12 protein-coding genes are annotated in these 15,505 nt (G+C 58.7%); all 12 read right to left on the bottom strand.

The features are described 5' to 3' along the window. Positions 1–112: 112 nt before the first annotated feature. The 12 genes from AC3E6W_RS06295 to AC3E6W_RS06240 all read right to left on the bottom strand — a co-directional run bounded on the left by AC3E6W_RS06295 (position 113) and on the right by AC3E6W_RS06240 (position 15,168). The gene (locus tag AC3E6W_RS06295) at positions 113–1,363 is read right to left on the bottom strand and encodes a glycosyltransferase (protein ID WP_070648883.1); all 1,251 of its coding nucleotides are present in this window, start codon (positions 1,361–1,363) and stop codon (positions 113–115) included. A gap of 13 nt (positions 1,364–1,376) precedes the next feature. Further along, positions 1,377–2,321 carry a glycosyltransferase family 2 protein gene (locus AC3E6W_RS06290; protein WP_490652616.1) on the bottom strand — a complete coding sequence of 315 codons (945 nt, stop codon included), beginning with the start codon at positions 2,319–2,321 and terminating at the stop codon, positions 1,377–1,379. A 72-nt stretch (positions 2,322–2,393) separates the two neighbouring features. After that, complete coding sequence (locus AC3E6W_RS06285; protein WP_490652615.1) at positions 2,394–3,434, bottom strand: glycosyltransferase family 4 protein; 1,041 nt, start codon at positions 3,432–3,434, stop codon at positions 2,394–2,396. Positions 3,435–3,436: 2 nt separating this feature from the next. Continuing rightward, entirely contained in the window at positions 3,437–4,846 is a 1,410-nt protein-coding gene (locus AC3E6W_RS06280; RefSeq protein WP_490652614.1) for an O-antigen ligase family protein, read from the bottom strand. After that, positions 4,843–5,958: a glycosyltransferase family 4 protein gene (locus tag AC3E6W_RS06275; protein WP_296543940.1), complete on the bottom strand. Its 1,116-nt coding sequence runs from the start codon at positions 5,956–5,958 to the stop codon at positions 4,843–4,845. The genes AC3E6W_RS06280 and AC3E6W_RS06275 overlap by 4 nt, the downstream gene beginning before the upstream one ends. After that, entirely contained in the window at positions 5,955–7,040 is a 1,086-nt protein-coding gene (locus tag AC3E6W_RS06270) for an acyltransferase family protein (protein WP_070681165.1), read from the bottom strand. The genes AC3E6W_RS06275 and AC3E6W_RS06270 overlap by 4 nt, the downstream gene beginning before the upstream one ends. A gap of 11 nt (positions 7,041–7,051) precedes the next feature. Beyond that, positions 7,052–9,295, bottom strand: a complete 2,244-nt coding sequence (locus tag AC3E6W_RS06265; RefSeq protein WP_070648879.1) for an N-acetylneuraminate synthase family protein — start codon at positions 9,293–9,295, stop codon at positions 7,052–7,054. An 88-nt stretch (positions 9,296–9,383) separates the two neighbouring features. Continuing rightward, on the bottom strand, positions 9,384–10,112 hold the full coding sequence (locus tag AC3E6W_RS06260; protein WP_070648878.1) for an acylneuraminate cytidylyltransferase family protein: 729 nt from the start codon (positions 10,110–10,112) through the stop codon (positions 9,384–9,386). Next, positions 10,112–11,212 (bottom strand): RNA-binding protein, encoded by a 1,101-nt coding sequence (locus AC3E6W_RS06255; protein ID WP_490652613.1) that lies wholly within the window; start codon positions 11,210–11,212, stop codon positions 10,112–10,114. The genes AC3E6W_RS06260 and AC3E6W_RS06255 overlap by 1 nt, the downstream gene beginning before the upstream one ends. After that, on the bottom strand, positions 11,203–12,201 hold the full coding sequence (locus AC3E6W_RS06250; protein ID WP_049343030.1) for a CgeB family protein: 999 nt from the start codon (positions 12,199–12,201) through the stop codon (positions 11,203–11,205). Before AC3E6W_RS06250 ends, AC3E6W_RS06255 begins: the two co-directional genes overlap by 10 nt. Positions 12,202–12,425: 224 nt before the next feature. Further along, entirely contained in the window at positions 12,426–13,346 is a 921-nt protein-coding gene (locus AC3E6W_RS06245) for a glycosyltransferase family 2 protein (RefSeq protein WP_490652612.1), read from the bottom strand. 148 nt (positions 13,347–13,494) lie between these two features. Continuing rightward, positions 13,495–15,168 (bottom strand): ABC transporter ATP-binding protein, encoded by a 1,674-nt coding sequence (locus AC3E6W_RS06240; protein ID WP_246823752.1) that lies wholly within the window; start codon positions 15,166–15,168, stop codon positions 13,495–13,497. Between the last annotated feature and the right edge of the window lie 337 nt (positions 15,169–15,505).

Here is a 15,505-nt window from a genome sequence, read left to right as displayed (position 1 = left end):
AACGGGCACAACGTAAGAAGGCGGGGGTGGTCAGACTTTTTTAGTCTGACCACCCCCGCCTTCTTTGTCTCCATGAACGAGCGGAGAGCACGAACAAGCGGGAGAAGCGCCTTTACTGGTCTTCGGGAAGCGCCTGGATGTAGGACTTCAGCCGGCTGATGAACCGTGCCTCCGAGAAACTATCCACGTACTCACGGATGTAGTCGGCGTCCCAGTCCTTCGGGTTGAAGACCTCCAGGGCCGCCTGCAGCTGCTCCACCGTGGGCTGATCGATGAACACGCCCGTCTTACCCTCCTGAATCGTATCCAGGAAGCCACCTGCGCGGTACGCGATGACCGCCTTGCCGCTCGCTCCGGCCTCCAGCGGAGTGATGCCGAAGTCCTCGTAGGAAATTGCCAGCAGCGCCAGGCAGTGGCGGTAGGCGTAGCGCAGCTGCGCATCCGTCACACCCGAGGCAATCCGAATCGTGTCACCCGCAATCTGCTGCAGGTGTTCCTTCTCGGGACCGTGGCCAATCACCAGCAGTTTCTTGCCCAGGTTATTGCAGGCTTCCACGGCCTTGTCCACATTCTTGTAGGGCAGCAGACGCGAAACAATCAGGAAGTAATCCTCCCCGCTCATGAACTCTTCAAGACCCGGAATCGGCTCCGTCGGAGCTTTAGGGTCCACCGAGTGCGGAGGGAAGAAGATCGGAACGTCCTTCTTGCCGTACACGTTCTCGATGCGCTTCTTAATGACGCTGGCGTTCGCCACGTAAACCGCCGAGCGGTGCGCTGCCCAGTGATCCCACAGCATCAGCGCCGGACGTAGCGTCTTCAGCAGCAGCGGCACGGGACCGGTGCTCTTCTCGCCCAGGTACTGATCGCTCAGGTAGAGCCAGCGAGCCGGCGAGTGGCAGTAGATAAACTTGCGACCCGCGTAGTTGAAGCCGTGCGCCCAACCCGTCGTCGATACCACGGCGCGCTCTGCGGGAACCTTCAGAAGGGAGGAAGCCAGCGGAAGAATCGGCAGTGCCATGCGGTGGTTGCGGCGCAGGTAGCCAATCTTGTTCAGAGGACTCGTGATGATTTTCGCGTCCTTGAACTCGGGGAACGTTCCCTCCGGGTCGTACAGGGTCGTGTAAATCGGGGCGTCCGGGAACGCGCGATGCATAGCCAGGACCACGCGCTCGGCGCCTCCACGCTGAGTCAGGTAGTCGTGAGCAATTGCGATTTCCTCTGTTGCCTCCGGCTTCACAAAGGGTACGTAGCGACGCACCAGGTGCGCCACCTTCTTCAAGCCCTTCGGAATATCTGCCAGCACCGCGTCGGGATTCTTCGGCCCGGTAAACGGAGCGGAGGTCAAGAGCTGAGCGAGTGACATTTTCTTTTCCCTCCTAGAAAACTTTCTGTGCGCGTTCGGGATAGTGAATACCTGCGTAGGATGCAGCCTCAACCTGCAGAGCCACCAGCTTCTCGGCCAGCTTCGCCGGCAGTTTGAGCAGAATCTTATCGCTCGCATCGCCCAGGGTCTTGATGGTCTTCTCGGTTGTGAACCGGGCCAGGGTCTTTACGAGGAAACCCCACGGGCCGCTCGGGTTCGGGGCCGGATGTGCAGCATCTCCGTGCTTACGGACGAAAATCGTGCGGGCAGATCCCGAGTGCAGGGCGCGCAGGGCACGCACCGCGGTGGTGGTGGCCTCAGCATAGTGCTTGACCTCAACCTCGTCAGAAATAATGATGCGGCCGCCGGCATCGTGCACCATCTTGCCCATGTCTACGTCCTCCCAACCATAGAGGCGGTAGGCCGGATCATAGCCTCCGGTACGCTCGTAGAACTCAGCGGAAATCGACGAGTTTCCGTTCCAGTACAGCCAGCGTCCGTCTTCAGCCACGCTCAAGGCGCCCTGCTTGAAGCGCGCATCGCGGAAGTTACCGTACACACGGGAGTACGGGGTGTCCGGGTACACGTTCTTGAGGGTACCGATCACGCCGTCGTAGTCGCGGTGCAGACGAATCTGGTTAGCGACGTAATCGGGAGCCGGCTGCAGGTCGTCATCGCAACGGATGAGGATATCGGCATCAGCCGCGCGGTGGCCGGCGTTCAGCGCCGCCACTCGGCCGCGGTTCTCCTCAAAGACAATCTTGGTCAGGTTCAGCTTGCCCTCGGCGATGTAGCGATCAACCACAGCCTCGCTGTTATCGATATCGCCATCGAGGACCACGATGACCTGGAAGTCCTTCTCCGTCTGCTCGGCAAGCGCATCCAGCGGGTAGTGCAGAATCTCCGCGCCACCGCGAGAGGGGATAATGACCGCAGCCTTGTAACGGTGAGTCGTCATGCTTTTCCTTCGGGTTGAGGTGAGATGAGAGTTTGAGTGAAATATCCCGTGGGGAGGGATCGGGCGTAGGGATTAGCCAGCGAAGCGTTCCAGCACCTCGCCTACGCGCACTTTACCGGCCTCGGGTGAGTAGTTTTCCTGCCAACGCCAGAACAGTTCGGAGGTGCGTTCCGCCAGGTCGGAGGAGTTCTCGCGTAGCTCCTCCCCCAGGCTCTTGATGGCGGCGGCCAGGTCCAGAGGCTGACCGGCCGAGACGATATAGGGGTAGGATTCGCCGCCCACGACCTCGGCTAGGGCGCCGGCATCACTCACAATGACAGGGATGCGGGCGCTCATCGCTTCAGCAACCACAAGGCCGAAGGACTCGGGCGCAATGGAGGGAACCACCAGCATATCGATGGAACCAAAAAGTTTGTCCGGGGTGGTCCAGCCGAGTCGGGTGCTGAAAGACGACACCTGCTTCAGCGCTTCCTCCACCTCGGTACGCTCCTCATCCGAGGCAAACACGGGTTCACCGCCGATAACCAGGTCATAGACGACCTCGTCAGCATTCAAGGCGCTCATGGCCGAGCAGAGGGTCGCGATACCCTTCGAGGGGGTCAGACGGCCCAGGTACCCCACGCGCAGGCGGCGATCGCCCACGCTGTGGTCCAGGGCGGTGGACACGCCGCTCACCCAGTTTGCAAAGACTTCGCTGCCGGGGCAGGAGTGCTCCACATAGCGGCTGGGCACCAGGGTCACGGAAGCTTTGCGGCGGGCGAAAGGCACCAGCTTGGCGTTCAATCCGGCCGGTAGCTGGTGCAGGTGCACGATGCGGTTCTTACGGCCGCCAGTAGCCGCAGCAGGAACCAGACCGTTACACCACAGCAGAACGTCCTTGTGGCGAGCGTGCCAGGCGCGCAGCGCCAGCATGTACTGGGCTCGGTTTTTCGCCGGAAGCACGACGCGGGCGAAGCCCTCATCGGCGGCCGCCTCCACGAGCTGATTGGGCTCGGAGGGGCCGACGATGGTGACCTTATAGCCAAGGCTCCGGGCCGCGCGGGCCACGTTCAGGAGCATGACCTCGCCGCCGCCAATATCGCCGTTATTGGTAGCTATATAAAGCTCTTTCATCGTTATGCTTTCCTCGCCCGCTGACGGATAGAACTGACGTCAAACGATTTAGAAGTAGGTGACTTCTTAGGAATTTCTTGCTGGGCTACAGCGGCAGGAGCTTCCTTCTCGATGAGCTGGCCCTTCTGCTGTGCAGGTTTCTCAGCGTTGCCCTGAACCTTCTGCGTAGCATCTGAAATAGGTTCATGATGTCCGCTGTCCGAAGCGTCTAGATCCTTGTCCGGGTTCAGGTACAGCAATGCAAGACCCACCACGATAGCCCAAGGCACCGTCAGAATCACCTCGCCAAGACGCTGAGAGGTAATAATGATGATCACCATTGCGGCTTCGGCAATAACAATGCGCTGAGCACGCGGCTGCTTCCAGATGAATGCGGCAGAAATCATCAGGGCTACAATCACAATCATATAGATCCATCCAGCCTCCTGGACCAGCGTCATATATGAATTGTGGAAATAGAAGTAACGATTCTGAAGCGGCACCTGAGCGGTACCCAGACCGCCACCATACCAAGGAACCACATCAATCATGCGGTACATGGTCTCATCGATTCGTTCACGCAGAAGGTCACTACCAAGTCGATCCGCGAAGGCACCAGCACGCGCGAAATTATCTTCCAGGTAGTTCACAGCGAGGTAGAACAGCCATGCAAGAACTGCCTTACCGAACAAATTCAGGCGATGAGAAAAGTACAACCACAGGACAGCAAAAGCATATGCGGCAAGAGAGGTACGGGAACCAGTCAACCACAGCATGCCGGAGGTAACAACAAGAGCAGCAATACGGTGGCTTGTCTTGCGGACCATAGCAACAAACAAGAAGCCGAAAATTGCGTAATACAGACCTGACTGATTCTTATCGTTCAACCAACCGGTCAGCGTACCGCCGTAGTTATTCGGTGCGATGCCCGCATAAAATCCAATGAGGTTAAAGATAAGACCCGAAGCCACACCAAAGATGAGGGAACGAATATCAACCCTTTTTTGCGCAATCTGCAATGCCAACAGAAGGACCACAGCCATACGGATTGCACGGCGAATCGCTTCGTCGACAGAAATACCGTTAAAAGCTAGACTTTCAAACAAAGCCCAGCCAACAGCAAACAGGATGATTGAGAAGAACAAGGAGTTATACCTTGTCTCCAAGGTGGCAGGTTTGGTCAGCTTGTACAGCACAAACAGCATCACAACAACAGTACCCACGGGCATAGTCACAATGGGCGTAGGGACGCCGATGAAGATCAGGCCGAAACCAGCCCAAAAATCAAGCATTGACAGCCTTGAGACGCTGCCGACAAGGTACTTTACTTCACCCGCGGTCGCCTGCCCAATGCGATATGCCTGGAGAGAATTAGGATTTTTATCCTGCTGAGAAGCGGCGGCCTCTGTACTTTGGGGGAAAGACACGGTCATTTCTTCTCCAATGTGCGAGTGTAAATATCAGCCGTCTGAGCAGCCATCTGTTCATTCGAAATCCAGGTGAAAGGCTCAGACTCGCCCTTCTGCAGCTGCGCGCGCATAGCCTGCAGAACATCCTGAGTCAGGGTTGCACTCTGGCGGTCCACCAGCTCGTCGGCGCCCAGAATCTCCGGGTTACCGCCCACAGCGGTAGCAACCGTCTTCAGGCCGGCCGCCTTAGCATCCAGCAGAGTGTATGAGCAGTTCTCCCACACCGACAGCTGAACAATCATGTCGCTACGGCCCATCGCCTCAATTGGGTTAACGAAGCCGCTGAAGGTCACCGAATCGCCCAGGTTCAGACGCTGAGCCTGAGCCTGCAACTCGGAAGCCAAATCACCGGAGCCCGCAATCTCAAGGTGAGCCTGCGGGTAATCAGCACGAAGCTGCGCAAAAGCGTCCAGTAGCACGTCGATGCCCTTCTCAGGGGACAGACGAGACAGCGAGAGAATACGCGGACCACCCTCAGAGGGTACGCGCTGCTGCTCAACAGCCGCATGTACCTCGGGGATGTCCACGCCGTTGTACACCAGTTCCACGCCACGAGCGCCCCACTTGGCGCGCATCTGATCGGCGGTAGAACGGGAAACAGCAATTGCTTGGTCGGTACCCCACAGGCGCACACGGTGCACGGTCTCCATGAGCTTAGAACGCCAGGAGCTACCGTGGTACACCGAGTCATTACCGGCAATACCGTGCTCGGTGGTCAGAAGCTTCGGCACGCAGGTGCCGCGCTTGATGACGCTACGGATGCGTAGCGTGTTGACTACAGCGGTCGCGACAACATCCGCATACGCCAGGTGGCTGTGCACAATATCCGGGCGGAGCTGCTCAATAGCCTTCTGCAAAGAAGCAAAGGACGTCTTGAAACCGTAGTCGGGGCCGAAGTCAGCCTTGATAACGGTGACGCCCAGTTCCTCAAGGCGGCTCGTGAGCTTACCCTCGGGTGCGAGAACCACCAGGTTAAAGCCGGGGAGCCCGGCACGTGCCATATCGACAACGTGCCGAGCTACTCCACCAAAATCGGGAACCGGAACGACCCAAAGAGCCGTTGGTGTAGAGGTCATGCCTTAGTCAACTTTCGAGTGAGGAAAGAACGGAAGGATGCAGAAACCTTAGTTTCAATAGAAATATGCACCAGGTAGGCGAAGCAAATCACCAAGACCAATGCAATAATACGTGCCCCCCAGGGACCAGCCACCGGGTAGAACAAATCCACCAGCATATAGCCGACCATAGCGTGGCCCAAGTACAGGGGGTAGGAAATACGTCCCAAGAAATTCAGCGGACCCTTTGCAAGTACCGGAACGTTCTTCAGGTATACAACGATGAAGAACACCAAGCTAATCAGCGCCACACCGATTCCATGAGCAAGATCATGCATCAGCGCTGCGTTGAGGGAAGCCAGAATCGCAAAGTACGGAATGTGCCAGGTGAACTTTCGATCATGACTGTACATGAAGAACATCATGCCCAGACTAAAGAGCGAAGAATGTTCCGCAACCGCAGCCCACACAATCATCTTCGGTGCTCCACCGAGAGAAGCCTCAGGGTGGAAAAGCAGACATAGAGCCGTACCGATAACCGACCAGGTAAGCAGAATCGTAGTCAGCTCCCCACGGTAAATCTTTCCCTTCCTGATAATCAGGTACAGGGCGACCATCACGTAGAACTGCAGTTCCACTGCCAGCGTCCAGTACACCTGATCCACGTTATCCACACGCAGGAAGCGTTGCAGCATTGTCGTGTTGATCAGGGTCTGCGGAATCGTAATATGGCGTCCGGGGTTTCCGTAGATGAAATACACCAGAGCCGATACCGCCAGCGCAAACCAATAGGTCGGGTAGATACGAGAAAAACGCGAAATCACGAACTTCAGTGCCGACCCGCTCTTGATGGCGCTGAGCAGAATCACGAAACCAGAAATGATGAAGAAGAGCTGAACACCCAACTCACCCAGGGCGATGTCATAGGGCGAAGGAGCAGTCCGCGGATAGTTCTCCGTAGCGGGAACACCCAGGTGATAAATCACCACGGTAATAGCAGCCAGGCCGCGGAACCCGTCCAGCTCCCGGAAACGCCCGGGAGTGATGAAGTCCTGATCTAGAACATCATCCTCCCGAGCTTTTACGGTCTGAGACTTGGTCATAGACGCTGATCCTACAGCCACTTCTCGAGGCGGTCCAGGGCGGTGAAGAAGCCTTCACCATTGTTGATGTGGCCCTGCCAGATTTCGGGAATGAAGGATGCCTTCGGGGCCAGCTCACGCAGCTGCTTGCCCAGTGCGGCCCAGTCCACGTCGCCTTCGCCAACCTGAACACCCTCACCGTCAACGCCGACGCCGTCCACCAGGTGCAGGTGAATCGACAGCGGTGCCAGCTGCTCGACAGCCTCCGACAGCGGAATGTTCAGGAAGTTAGAAGCCAGCATGGTGTGGGAGATGTCCAGGCAGAGCGCGGTGTCGTAGGTACGCGAGAACTCCGCGGTATCCTTCGGATCCAGGAACAGGTTGTGGTACTGCTGACCACCCATCAGCCAGGGGTACGGGGGCAGGGTCTGAGCGGCCAGGCGCACGCCGGATGCGTCCAGGTGCTTCAGGGCCTCGCCGATGCGCTCGTACTTTTCGGCACGCTCGGAGACGGGGATGTGCTTGTCCTTGGTAAAGCCACCCATGGTCACAACCATGATCGGGTCCTCATCCACGGTGAAGTAGCGGGTCAGGTCACGGGTGATGTCGATGGTGCGCTGCACCTCGGCGATGGAGCGTTCCCACACCTCGGGATCCTTCGAAGCGAGGTCCACGAGGAAGTCGCCAGCGAAGAGGTCGGGCAGGTGGGTGGTGAAGCCCATGTCCAGCTTGGAGTCGAAGACATCGTCGATGTTGATGTCCAGGTCCTTGTAGGAGAAGTGGAACTCCAGGAAGTCCGGCTTAGCCTCTTCAATCAGCGGCTTGTAGTCGTGGTAGCGGACGGGCAGGCCCCAGGGGCGATCGAACTTGAAATCGCGGCGGGTGACCAGGTCATCCTTCAGGTCGCCCTCGAAGAAGAACGAGCCTTCTTCAACGTCGCGCTGCATGGTACGGCCGACCAGCTGCGGCAGGTGGTTCGGCTGCAGGCCGCGGCCGGGAGACTTCACGGCCACGTCGGCCTCGGTCACGACCTCGCCCTTAGCGATGTGGCGGGTAGCGACCAGGGACTTGGCCAGGTTCACGCGGTTCATCAGCTCACCGGTGGACACCTCGCGGGGAGCGGCAGAACCGATAGCTGCCTCAACCTCGCGAATCTGCTGGACCATGGCCTTGAATTCCTCGGGCAGCAGAGAGACGGTGTGGTCGTTACCCTCAAGGGTCTTGTCGGTGGTGAAGTGCTTCTCGATGATCTTTGCACCGCGAGCAACGGCGGCAATCGGCACGTGGTAGCCACGCTCGTGGCCCGAGTAACCGACCAGGCACTGGCCAATCTCTGCCAGGCGGTCCATGTAGGCCAGGTTCACGTCCTTGAAGGGTGCGGGGTAGGCCGACTGGCACTGCAGCAGGGCGTAGGATGCGCCGGCGTTGCGCAGCAGGGCCACGGACTCGCGAATCTCTTCCTCGCGGCTCATACCGGTGGAAACCAGCATGGGCAGACCGCGGGATGCGACGTCGCGCAGCAGCTCGTGGTTGGTCAGGTCAGCAGAAGCAATCTTCATGCCCTGAATACCGTAGTCGACCAGTGCCTGCACCGAGGGGGCGTCCCAGGGGGTGCACATGATGTCCATGTTGTGCTGCTTGACGTGGTCGAAGACCTCGTACATCTGGTCCACGCTCAGGGAGAAGCGGGAGAGCAGGTCCAGGGTGTACTGCACGCCCAGGTCCTCGCCAGCGGTGGCTGCACCGCGCTGACGGTAGAGGGCGTCCATGTCACGCAGCTGGAACTTCACGGCGTCGGCACCGGACTCAACGGCCAGGTCCACCAGTTCCTTAGCGAAATCAACGCTGCCCTGGTGGTTGTTACCAATCTCGGCGATGATGAAGGCCGGAGAGTCCTCGCTGATGGTGTGCTTACCGATGCGCAGGACGTCCTGCTCATCCATGGCGAGTGCCACGAGGTGGCCGCGCTCGTCGGTCAGCGGAACGTGGTTAATACCCTTGGCGAAGTAACCGCGCAGGGTCTCGGGGTCGGCATCTGCCGGAGCGGTCTGCGGGTTGGTGTTAGCGGCATCCAGGGCGCTGGTCTCCAGGGACGCGGTCGGGTTGGCAATCAGCCAGCGACGGAAATCGCCGTCGGAGAGAGAACCGCGCAGAATACCGGACTCGTTGACCAGGAAGATGATGCGCTGGCCGTTGGCAGAAATCTTCTGCAGTGCGGTAAGAATCGGGTCTTCAGCGAAGACCACATACGGGGCGATATTACGTTCAATAATCATAGGTTTGAACCTTTTCGTTTGAGTGTTCTATTGAATGACTGAGTGCCGGTCAATCCGGGATGGCGACGAAAATGTCGCCGGATGAGGGTTACTTGCTCTCGTTCAGAATCTGAGTGAGCTGATGTTCCGCCACGGAGAAGTCAATCGGCGCGTCGATGTCGACACCCTCAACCTCGTTGAGCATGAACAAGTCAATCGTACCGCCGGGGTAGCCGGCCAGGCGGTTGTGGTGCTCCGTGTATACGGGGGTCTTCGTGATGTACATGGAGCCGTTCTCGCGGTAGCGGAAGGTTTCCTTAGTCAGCTCCTGACGGCGCGGACGGTGCATAATCTCGAAGGCTGCGGTGGGTTCCCCATCGGCGTGCCAGGTCCAAATGAACGGACCGATCGGAATCACGCCGACCATGGAGTCCTTGTCGTTCTCGACAAACTGGCGGACCGCGCGTGCCAGGGTTCCGGGCAGACGCACGGGGCTGGTTGCCTGCAACAGCATGACGGCTTCGGGTGCCCAGCCGTTCTCGGTGTAGAACTCGATGGCGTGCTCGACGACCGGCTCGGTTGCGGTGGTGTCCTCCGCCAGGTGGGCCGGGCGAATGAACGGCACCTCGGCGCCGTACTCGCGGGCGATATCGGCCAGCTCGGCATCATCGGTGGAGACGACAACGCGCAGCTCGTGCTCACCGGCAAGCTCTTCCTTCGCCGCCAGGGCCTGCTCGATGGTCCACGCCACGAGCGGCTTACCCGCAATCGGGCGCAGGTTCTTGCGCGGAATGCCCTTCGAGCCGCCGCGTACGGGAATGACGCAGAGAATACGCATTATGCCTCCAGAGTTTCGATGATGAGTTCAGCGATGCGGCGTGCCGGTTCCTTCTCAGGCTGAACCGGTGCGGGGGTGGGTTCGCTCCCCCACCGGTTCATGCCGTAACGGTCCCAGAATTCCACAAGCCATGCCGGCGGTGCCGGGTGGTATACCCAGGCCGGGATGCCGCGGATAGCCGCCTCCAGCACTCCGGTGGAGAAAATCGACACGACGGGGTTCGGCACCTCGTTCAGCGGGGTGCCGGAACGATCGATGCGGATGCCTTCCTTCTCCCACAGCTTGTGGGTCAGCACCGATAGCTTGTCCTTCTCGCTCGGGTGCGGGCGGTAGATACCGCCGTACTTCTTCAGGAAGGAGTGCGCGGCAAAAGCAAAGGATGCTCGCGGCAGCTCGGCACCGTGCATCTGGCCCAGGAAGATGGGTTCCAGATCGTTCTGCTTCTGCGCCTCGGCGCCGGCGGCTTTCTGCGCGGCCAGGTAGAGTAGCTGAGAACCCACCGCGTGGGTGGTCACGTCGCGGCGACCCGACGCCCAGAACTGGGCGTCAGCTTCGCTGAACGCCAGCAGAGTTGCGCCAACCGGCAGGGGCGGTGCCTGCGGCACGAGCAGACCGTGCTGTACGACCCAGTACTCAGCGCCAATCGCGCGAGAGTACTCGTAGGCGGCCGCGCCGCGGGCCAGGTAGTGGCCGAGGGAAAGGACCACGCGCACACCGGGCAGGAGCCCCTGCAGCTGGTCGCCCGTCACTTCCTGCTCGGTCCAGGCATCACGGCCGTAACGCTCGGTGGCGTACTGGCCGTTGAGGTACTCCGAGGCGTCCTCGGGGACCCACAGGGCCACGCCCACGTTCTCGAGGTACTTGAGCGGCTCCAGCAGGGAGTTACGGCTCGTCGGAGAGAAAGAATCGAGCACGATGAGCACGCGGGGTACGGCGCCGCGGGTGTAGAGAACACCACCAACAGGTGCTTCCTGTTCAGCCGCGCCCCCGCGCAGACGTCCGATAAGGCTGCGGGCCTCGCCCTTAGCCCAACGCAGGGTGTTCTGCCGCTTCTGCCAGGCGGCCCATGCATCAATGTCGAGGGGGTAGGTTAGGCCCATAGTTGCTCCAAAATCTTGACGCGCTGATCAAAGGTGTGCTCGGCCAGGGTTCGCTTCTGACCGGCTTCACGAATCTTTCGCGCCCACTTCGGGTCACGGAAAATGCGGGTACAAATCTCGATGAGCTCATCGATGCTCTCGTACACCAGAACCTCTTCACCCGGAATGTAGTAGCGGTCCACGTCGGGGCGGTCAATCACCTGCAGGGCGCCCACGCCGGGCGCCTCGAAGGTACGCATGGTGAAGCCGTCCTGGTTGTTGTGGATGTTCAGGGTAGCAGGGGAAGACGCCATGATGCCGTAGGCCTCGGAGCGGTCGATGTCGCGGCCGGCGGGAATACCGGAGTCCTTGAACTGCTTGGTGCGCAGAATATCGTAGGGGTGACGCGACCAGGCACGACCGTAGGCACGCACCGGCAGGCCAGCTGCGACGAGGGCCTGCAGGGTCTCCTCGCGGTTGGGGTACTTGGCGCCCACAAAGTTAATGGAGTCCTCGCGGACGGGAACAATCGGGCAGTGGGTGTCGTAGGCGTTCGGCATGTCGAGCACCTCGAATCCCTGTTCACGCAGGTGCTGCGCATCCAGCGGGCTGTAGCTTGCCAGCGCGCCCAGGTGGTGCAGGTCCTCTTCGGTGTAGCTCATACGGCGCATTTCGTCGTACAGCCAGGTGCCGTAGCGAACGCCGGAGGTTTCCAGCAGGTCCCACCATTCGCGGGAGAGCATGTCGCCCTTGATGACCAGCACAATATCGGGACGGAACTCGTTGAAAGCATCGATAGCCTTTCGAGTTGCCTGAGCCGCGAAGCTTTCGGGGCGGTACTTCTCGGGTAGCTCGTGGGCGAGCTTGTTAAGGATGCGCTCGGAGAGGGTACCCGGAGCATCATAGATGTGGGTGCGCACATCGTATCCGTGCACTTCCAGGGATGCCTGAATCGCCTTCCAGTACCCGTGGAATGCGGGTGAGAGTAGTAGAAGTTTGGGCTGAGTCATATGAGGATTGGATCCTGTCGGCGTTTGCTATAAGAACCCGCAGGGCAAAACCGTGCGGTGCTATGTGTTGGAGTGAAGCAGAGAGGCACGTTTCAAGCAGAGCTTGCGCTCAAACATACCTACCAAAATTTTACAACGAAAGCAGAAGATGACACATGCTTACGCAGTGTGTCACCTCCAACGTTTAGCTATGGGGCGCTCCGCACCGGGTGCGGACACTAGAGCTAGTTTTCGCGGCGCTCGGCCTTGGCGATGCGCTCCAGGTCGGCGGCGAGGAACCCGCGAGCATCTACATCCTTATTGCGCAGCGCACGCACAGAGTTCACGAGGAAGTTCGCGTAGCTGGTCGCACGCAGGGCTACGGCCAGCTTCTTTTCCCAGCCCCACTTGTCGGCGTAGATGAAGCGTGCGGTGGTCAGCCACTGGATGCGACGCTCCGAGGGGGAAGATCCGCCGCCCTCGTGGGTAACGGTTACCGAGGGAATCAGGTAGCGGTCCACACCGGCCTGCGAGAGGCGGTACTGGAAGTCCACCTCTTCGCTGTTCATGTAGAAGCGCTCGTCCATGCCGCCGAGGCGGTTGAATACGGCGCGAGGCACGACCATGCAGGCGCCCATAACCCAGTCGACCTTCGCGTCGGAGGTTCCGGTGCATGCCTCAACGTCGTGTCCAACGCCGCGGTGCCACCAGTTGGTCGGCTTGAAGCGAGCCAAGGGGGTGAACCATTCCCAGGCGATGTGTCCGGCGGTGGGGAACTTGCGGGCCACCCACTGCTGCTGGCCGTCGTGGCCAATAATTTGGGGGCTAGCCAGCACCTCGCCGTGGCGTTCCACGGCTGCGAGCATGCGCGAGACGAAGGTGTTATCCAGCTCCAGGTCGCTGTTGAGGATGAACACCCATTCGCCGGTTGCGGCGGCCACGCCGGAGTTCACGGCCTTACCGAAGCCGCCGTTGACGGGGCGGCGAACCACGGTCACGCCCTCAACCTCGGGGAACGGGGTAGGAGAAACGTCATCAGAGACAACGATTTCAATATCGGCGGGGTCAATACCCTGCTGAGCACGCAGCGTGTCGATAATGGCGAGAACCGGTTCCGGCTCACCGTAAAACGGGATGACCGCAGAAACGCGGGGTGAGTGGGTCATAACATGTCCTTTGAGCGAGGGGGGGGCGGGCCGCATCAGTGGATGGGGCCCGGAGGTAAGAAAAGAAGCTGAGGCGTGGAGAAGGGCGATTGCGCCAACGCGTCTGTACTATTCGTACCACTGCGTCGCCACAACCGCCCCGCATCTGTTAGTCCGGCAGCTGGCCCAGGCGAACGAGGTTCGCAAATTCTTCGTTGGCCGCCTGAACTTCCTTGAAAGTTCCCTTATTGGCGATGCGGCCCTGGGAGAGGTACACCAGCTGATCAACGTTACGCACCGTGGAAAGACGGTGAGCCACGATAATCACGGTAATCTCCTTGGAGATGCGGTTAATGGTCTGAGTAATCTTGTGCTCAGTCTCATTGTCCAGCGCACTGGTTGCCTCGTCCATAACCAGCAGGCTCGGGTTGCGGTACATTGCACGCGCAATACCCACACGCTGACGCTGACCACCAGAGAGGCGGTTACCGTTCTCACCAATCGGAGTGTTGATGCCATCTTCCAAGGTCTCGACAACGGGCATCAGCTCCGCCAGCTCAAGGCAGTAGAGCACTCGCTCATCATCGATGTACTGCTTGGGAATGCCGAAGGCGACAGCCTCACGCAGAGTACCGTTACCCAGGTACGGATCCTGAGGAACATAACCAATCTTCTGGTACCAAGCATGCAGGTCAGCGTGGATGTCCTTACCCTGGCTAGAAATCGTGCCGCTCGTCGGGGTCAGCAGACCAAGAATCAAGTCAACCAGAGTAGTCTTACCCGAACCGGAGCCACCCACGAAAGCAACCGAGGTACCAGCCGGCACATCCAGCTGAATGTCTTTGAGAACGTCCTTATCACCATCCGGGTAACGGTAGACCAGGTCGTCAATTTGAACATCCACGGGGTCAATTCCCGAGTTGATGATGGTTGCCGGATCAATTTCATCCTTGAACTCAACCATCTGCAGGCGCTGCTCTTCGGGGCTCATCGAGCGGATAACCTTAGCAACCTCTTCACTAGCGAACTCGTTCGCACGGATACCGCCCAGGGAGGCAATCATACGGGTCGCGTTCGGAAGGATGCGGATACATGCGGTTGCGAAAAGCATCAGGGAGGGAAGACCATCAGCACCCTGAGTCGAAGTCACCAAAGCCAGCAGACCAGCGATACCCACGATGAAAATAATTTCAAGCGAATACTTGGGGAAGTCGTTCAGGAACGAGAGGTTAACATCGCTTTTAACGCTTCGTACTGCGGGCTCGCGGTACTGCTCGATAGCAGCCTTGTGTGCATTCGTAATACGAATTTCGCGGAAACCCCTGATGTCGTCCAGCAGGAAGCGCAAAGCGTCTCGACCCGCACGTGCCGTTATCTCACCATACTTCGCGTTACCGCGGCGCAAGAAGAGCTGCATGATAGCGATGGTGATGCCGAAGTATGCGAAAGCAACCAGCGCAGGAATCGGCATGACGCACAGAATCATGATGAGCAGCACGATGATAGACAGGAAATCGCCCACAAAGTTAATAATTGATCCCACAAAACCGCGGTACGCAAACACCACGTAGGTGCTAATCAGATACGCGGTTTCCTCAGGCTGAGACTTCCTGTGATTGAAGTAGCTATCCTTCATGTAATGGTTGAGGATAGTCGTCGACGTCGCCAGCTGCTGGTAGCCGGTGAACTTCAGGCTCCAACGCTTAAAGAGGAGCGCAGCGATACCCTTAATCACAAAGGCGAGCACCAGGACAATACCCAAATAGAGCACCAAATCAGAACGCTGAGGGTTGCCGAAGATATCAGAAATTACAGCCAGGTAGCCGGTAATTTCAGCACCCATCGCAATATTCATAATGGGAAGAATGGCCGCAACACCGACCATTTCCATTAGCGAAAGAAGGAATAGGCCGATTAGATTCACAATTAGTAGCGTAAAGCTCCGTCCTGGGAAAAAGATACGAAGCTTAGTGTAAATACTCTTCATTGGTCCTCGTTGGTGAGTGTTTGCACTGGCTTCCGAGTGAGAAGAAGCCCAGCATTTCACGCCAATTCTAGCATGTGACCTCTAAACCCTTTCGCTATAAAGTTTGTACTTTAGGTCATCATCACGTCCCCAGGTTGAAGCTTTCAGAGCGACCTACATTGAAGATGTATCGGACGAGGCCTTAGGGAATTCG

The organism is Rothia sp. SCPM-O-B-18226 (M350) (genome assembly GCF_058213595.1).
This window is presented reverse-complemented; position numbering and strand designations above follow the sequence as displayed.

Coding starts and splice junctions, on each gene's coding strand:
- AC3E6W_RS06295 (WP_070648883.1), bottom strand. CDS start 1,363: ATGTCACTCGCTCAGCTCTTGACCTCCGCTCCGTTTACCGGGCCGAAG.
- AC3E6W_RS06290 (WP_490652616.1), bottom strand. CDS start 2,321: ATGACGACTCACCGTTACAAGGCTGCGGTCATTATCCCCTCTCGCGGT.
- AC3E6W_RS06285 (WP_490652615.1), bottom strand. CDS start 3,434: ATGAAAGAGCTTTATATAGCTACCAATAACGGCGATATTGGCGGCGGC.
- AC3E6W_RS06280 (WP_490652614.1), bottom strand. CDS start 4,846: ATGACCGTGTCTTTCCCCCAAAGTACAGAGGCCGCCGCTTCTCAGCAG.
- AC3E6W_RS06275 (WP_296543940.1), bottom strand. CDS start 5,958: ATGACCTCTACACCAACGGCTCTTTGGGTCGTTCCGGTTCCCGATTTT.
- AC3E6W_RS06270 (WP_070681165.1), bottom strand. CDS start 7,040: ATGACCAAGTCTCAGACCGTAAAAGCTCGGGAGGATGATGTTCTAGAT.
- AC3E6W_RS06265 (WP_070648879.1), bottom strand. CDS start 9,295: ATGATTATTGAACGTAATATCGCCCCGTATGTGGTCTTCGCTGAAGAC.
- AC3E6W_RS06260 (WP_070648878.1), bottom strand. CDS start 10,112: ATGCGTATTCTCTGCGTCATTCCCGTACGCGGCGGCTCGAAGGGCATT.
- AC3E6W_RS06255 (WP_490652613.1), bottom strand. CDS start 11,212: ATGGGCCTAACCTACCCCCTCGACATTGATGCATGGGCCGCCTGGCAG.
- AC3E6W_RS06250 (WP_049343030.1), bottom strand. CDS start 12,201: ATGACTCAGCCCAAACTTCTACTACTCTCACCCGCATTCCACGGGTAC.
- AC3E6W_RS06245 (WP_490652612.1), bottom strand. CDS start 13,346: ATGACCCACTCACCCCGCGTTTCTGCGGTCATCCCGTTTTACGGTGAG.
- AC3E6W_RS06240 (WP_246823752.1), bottom strand. CDS start 15,168: ATGGGTGCTGAAATTACCGGCTACCTGGCTGTAATTTCTGATATCTTC.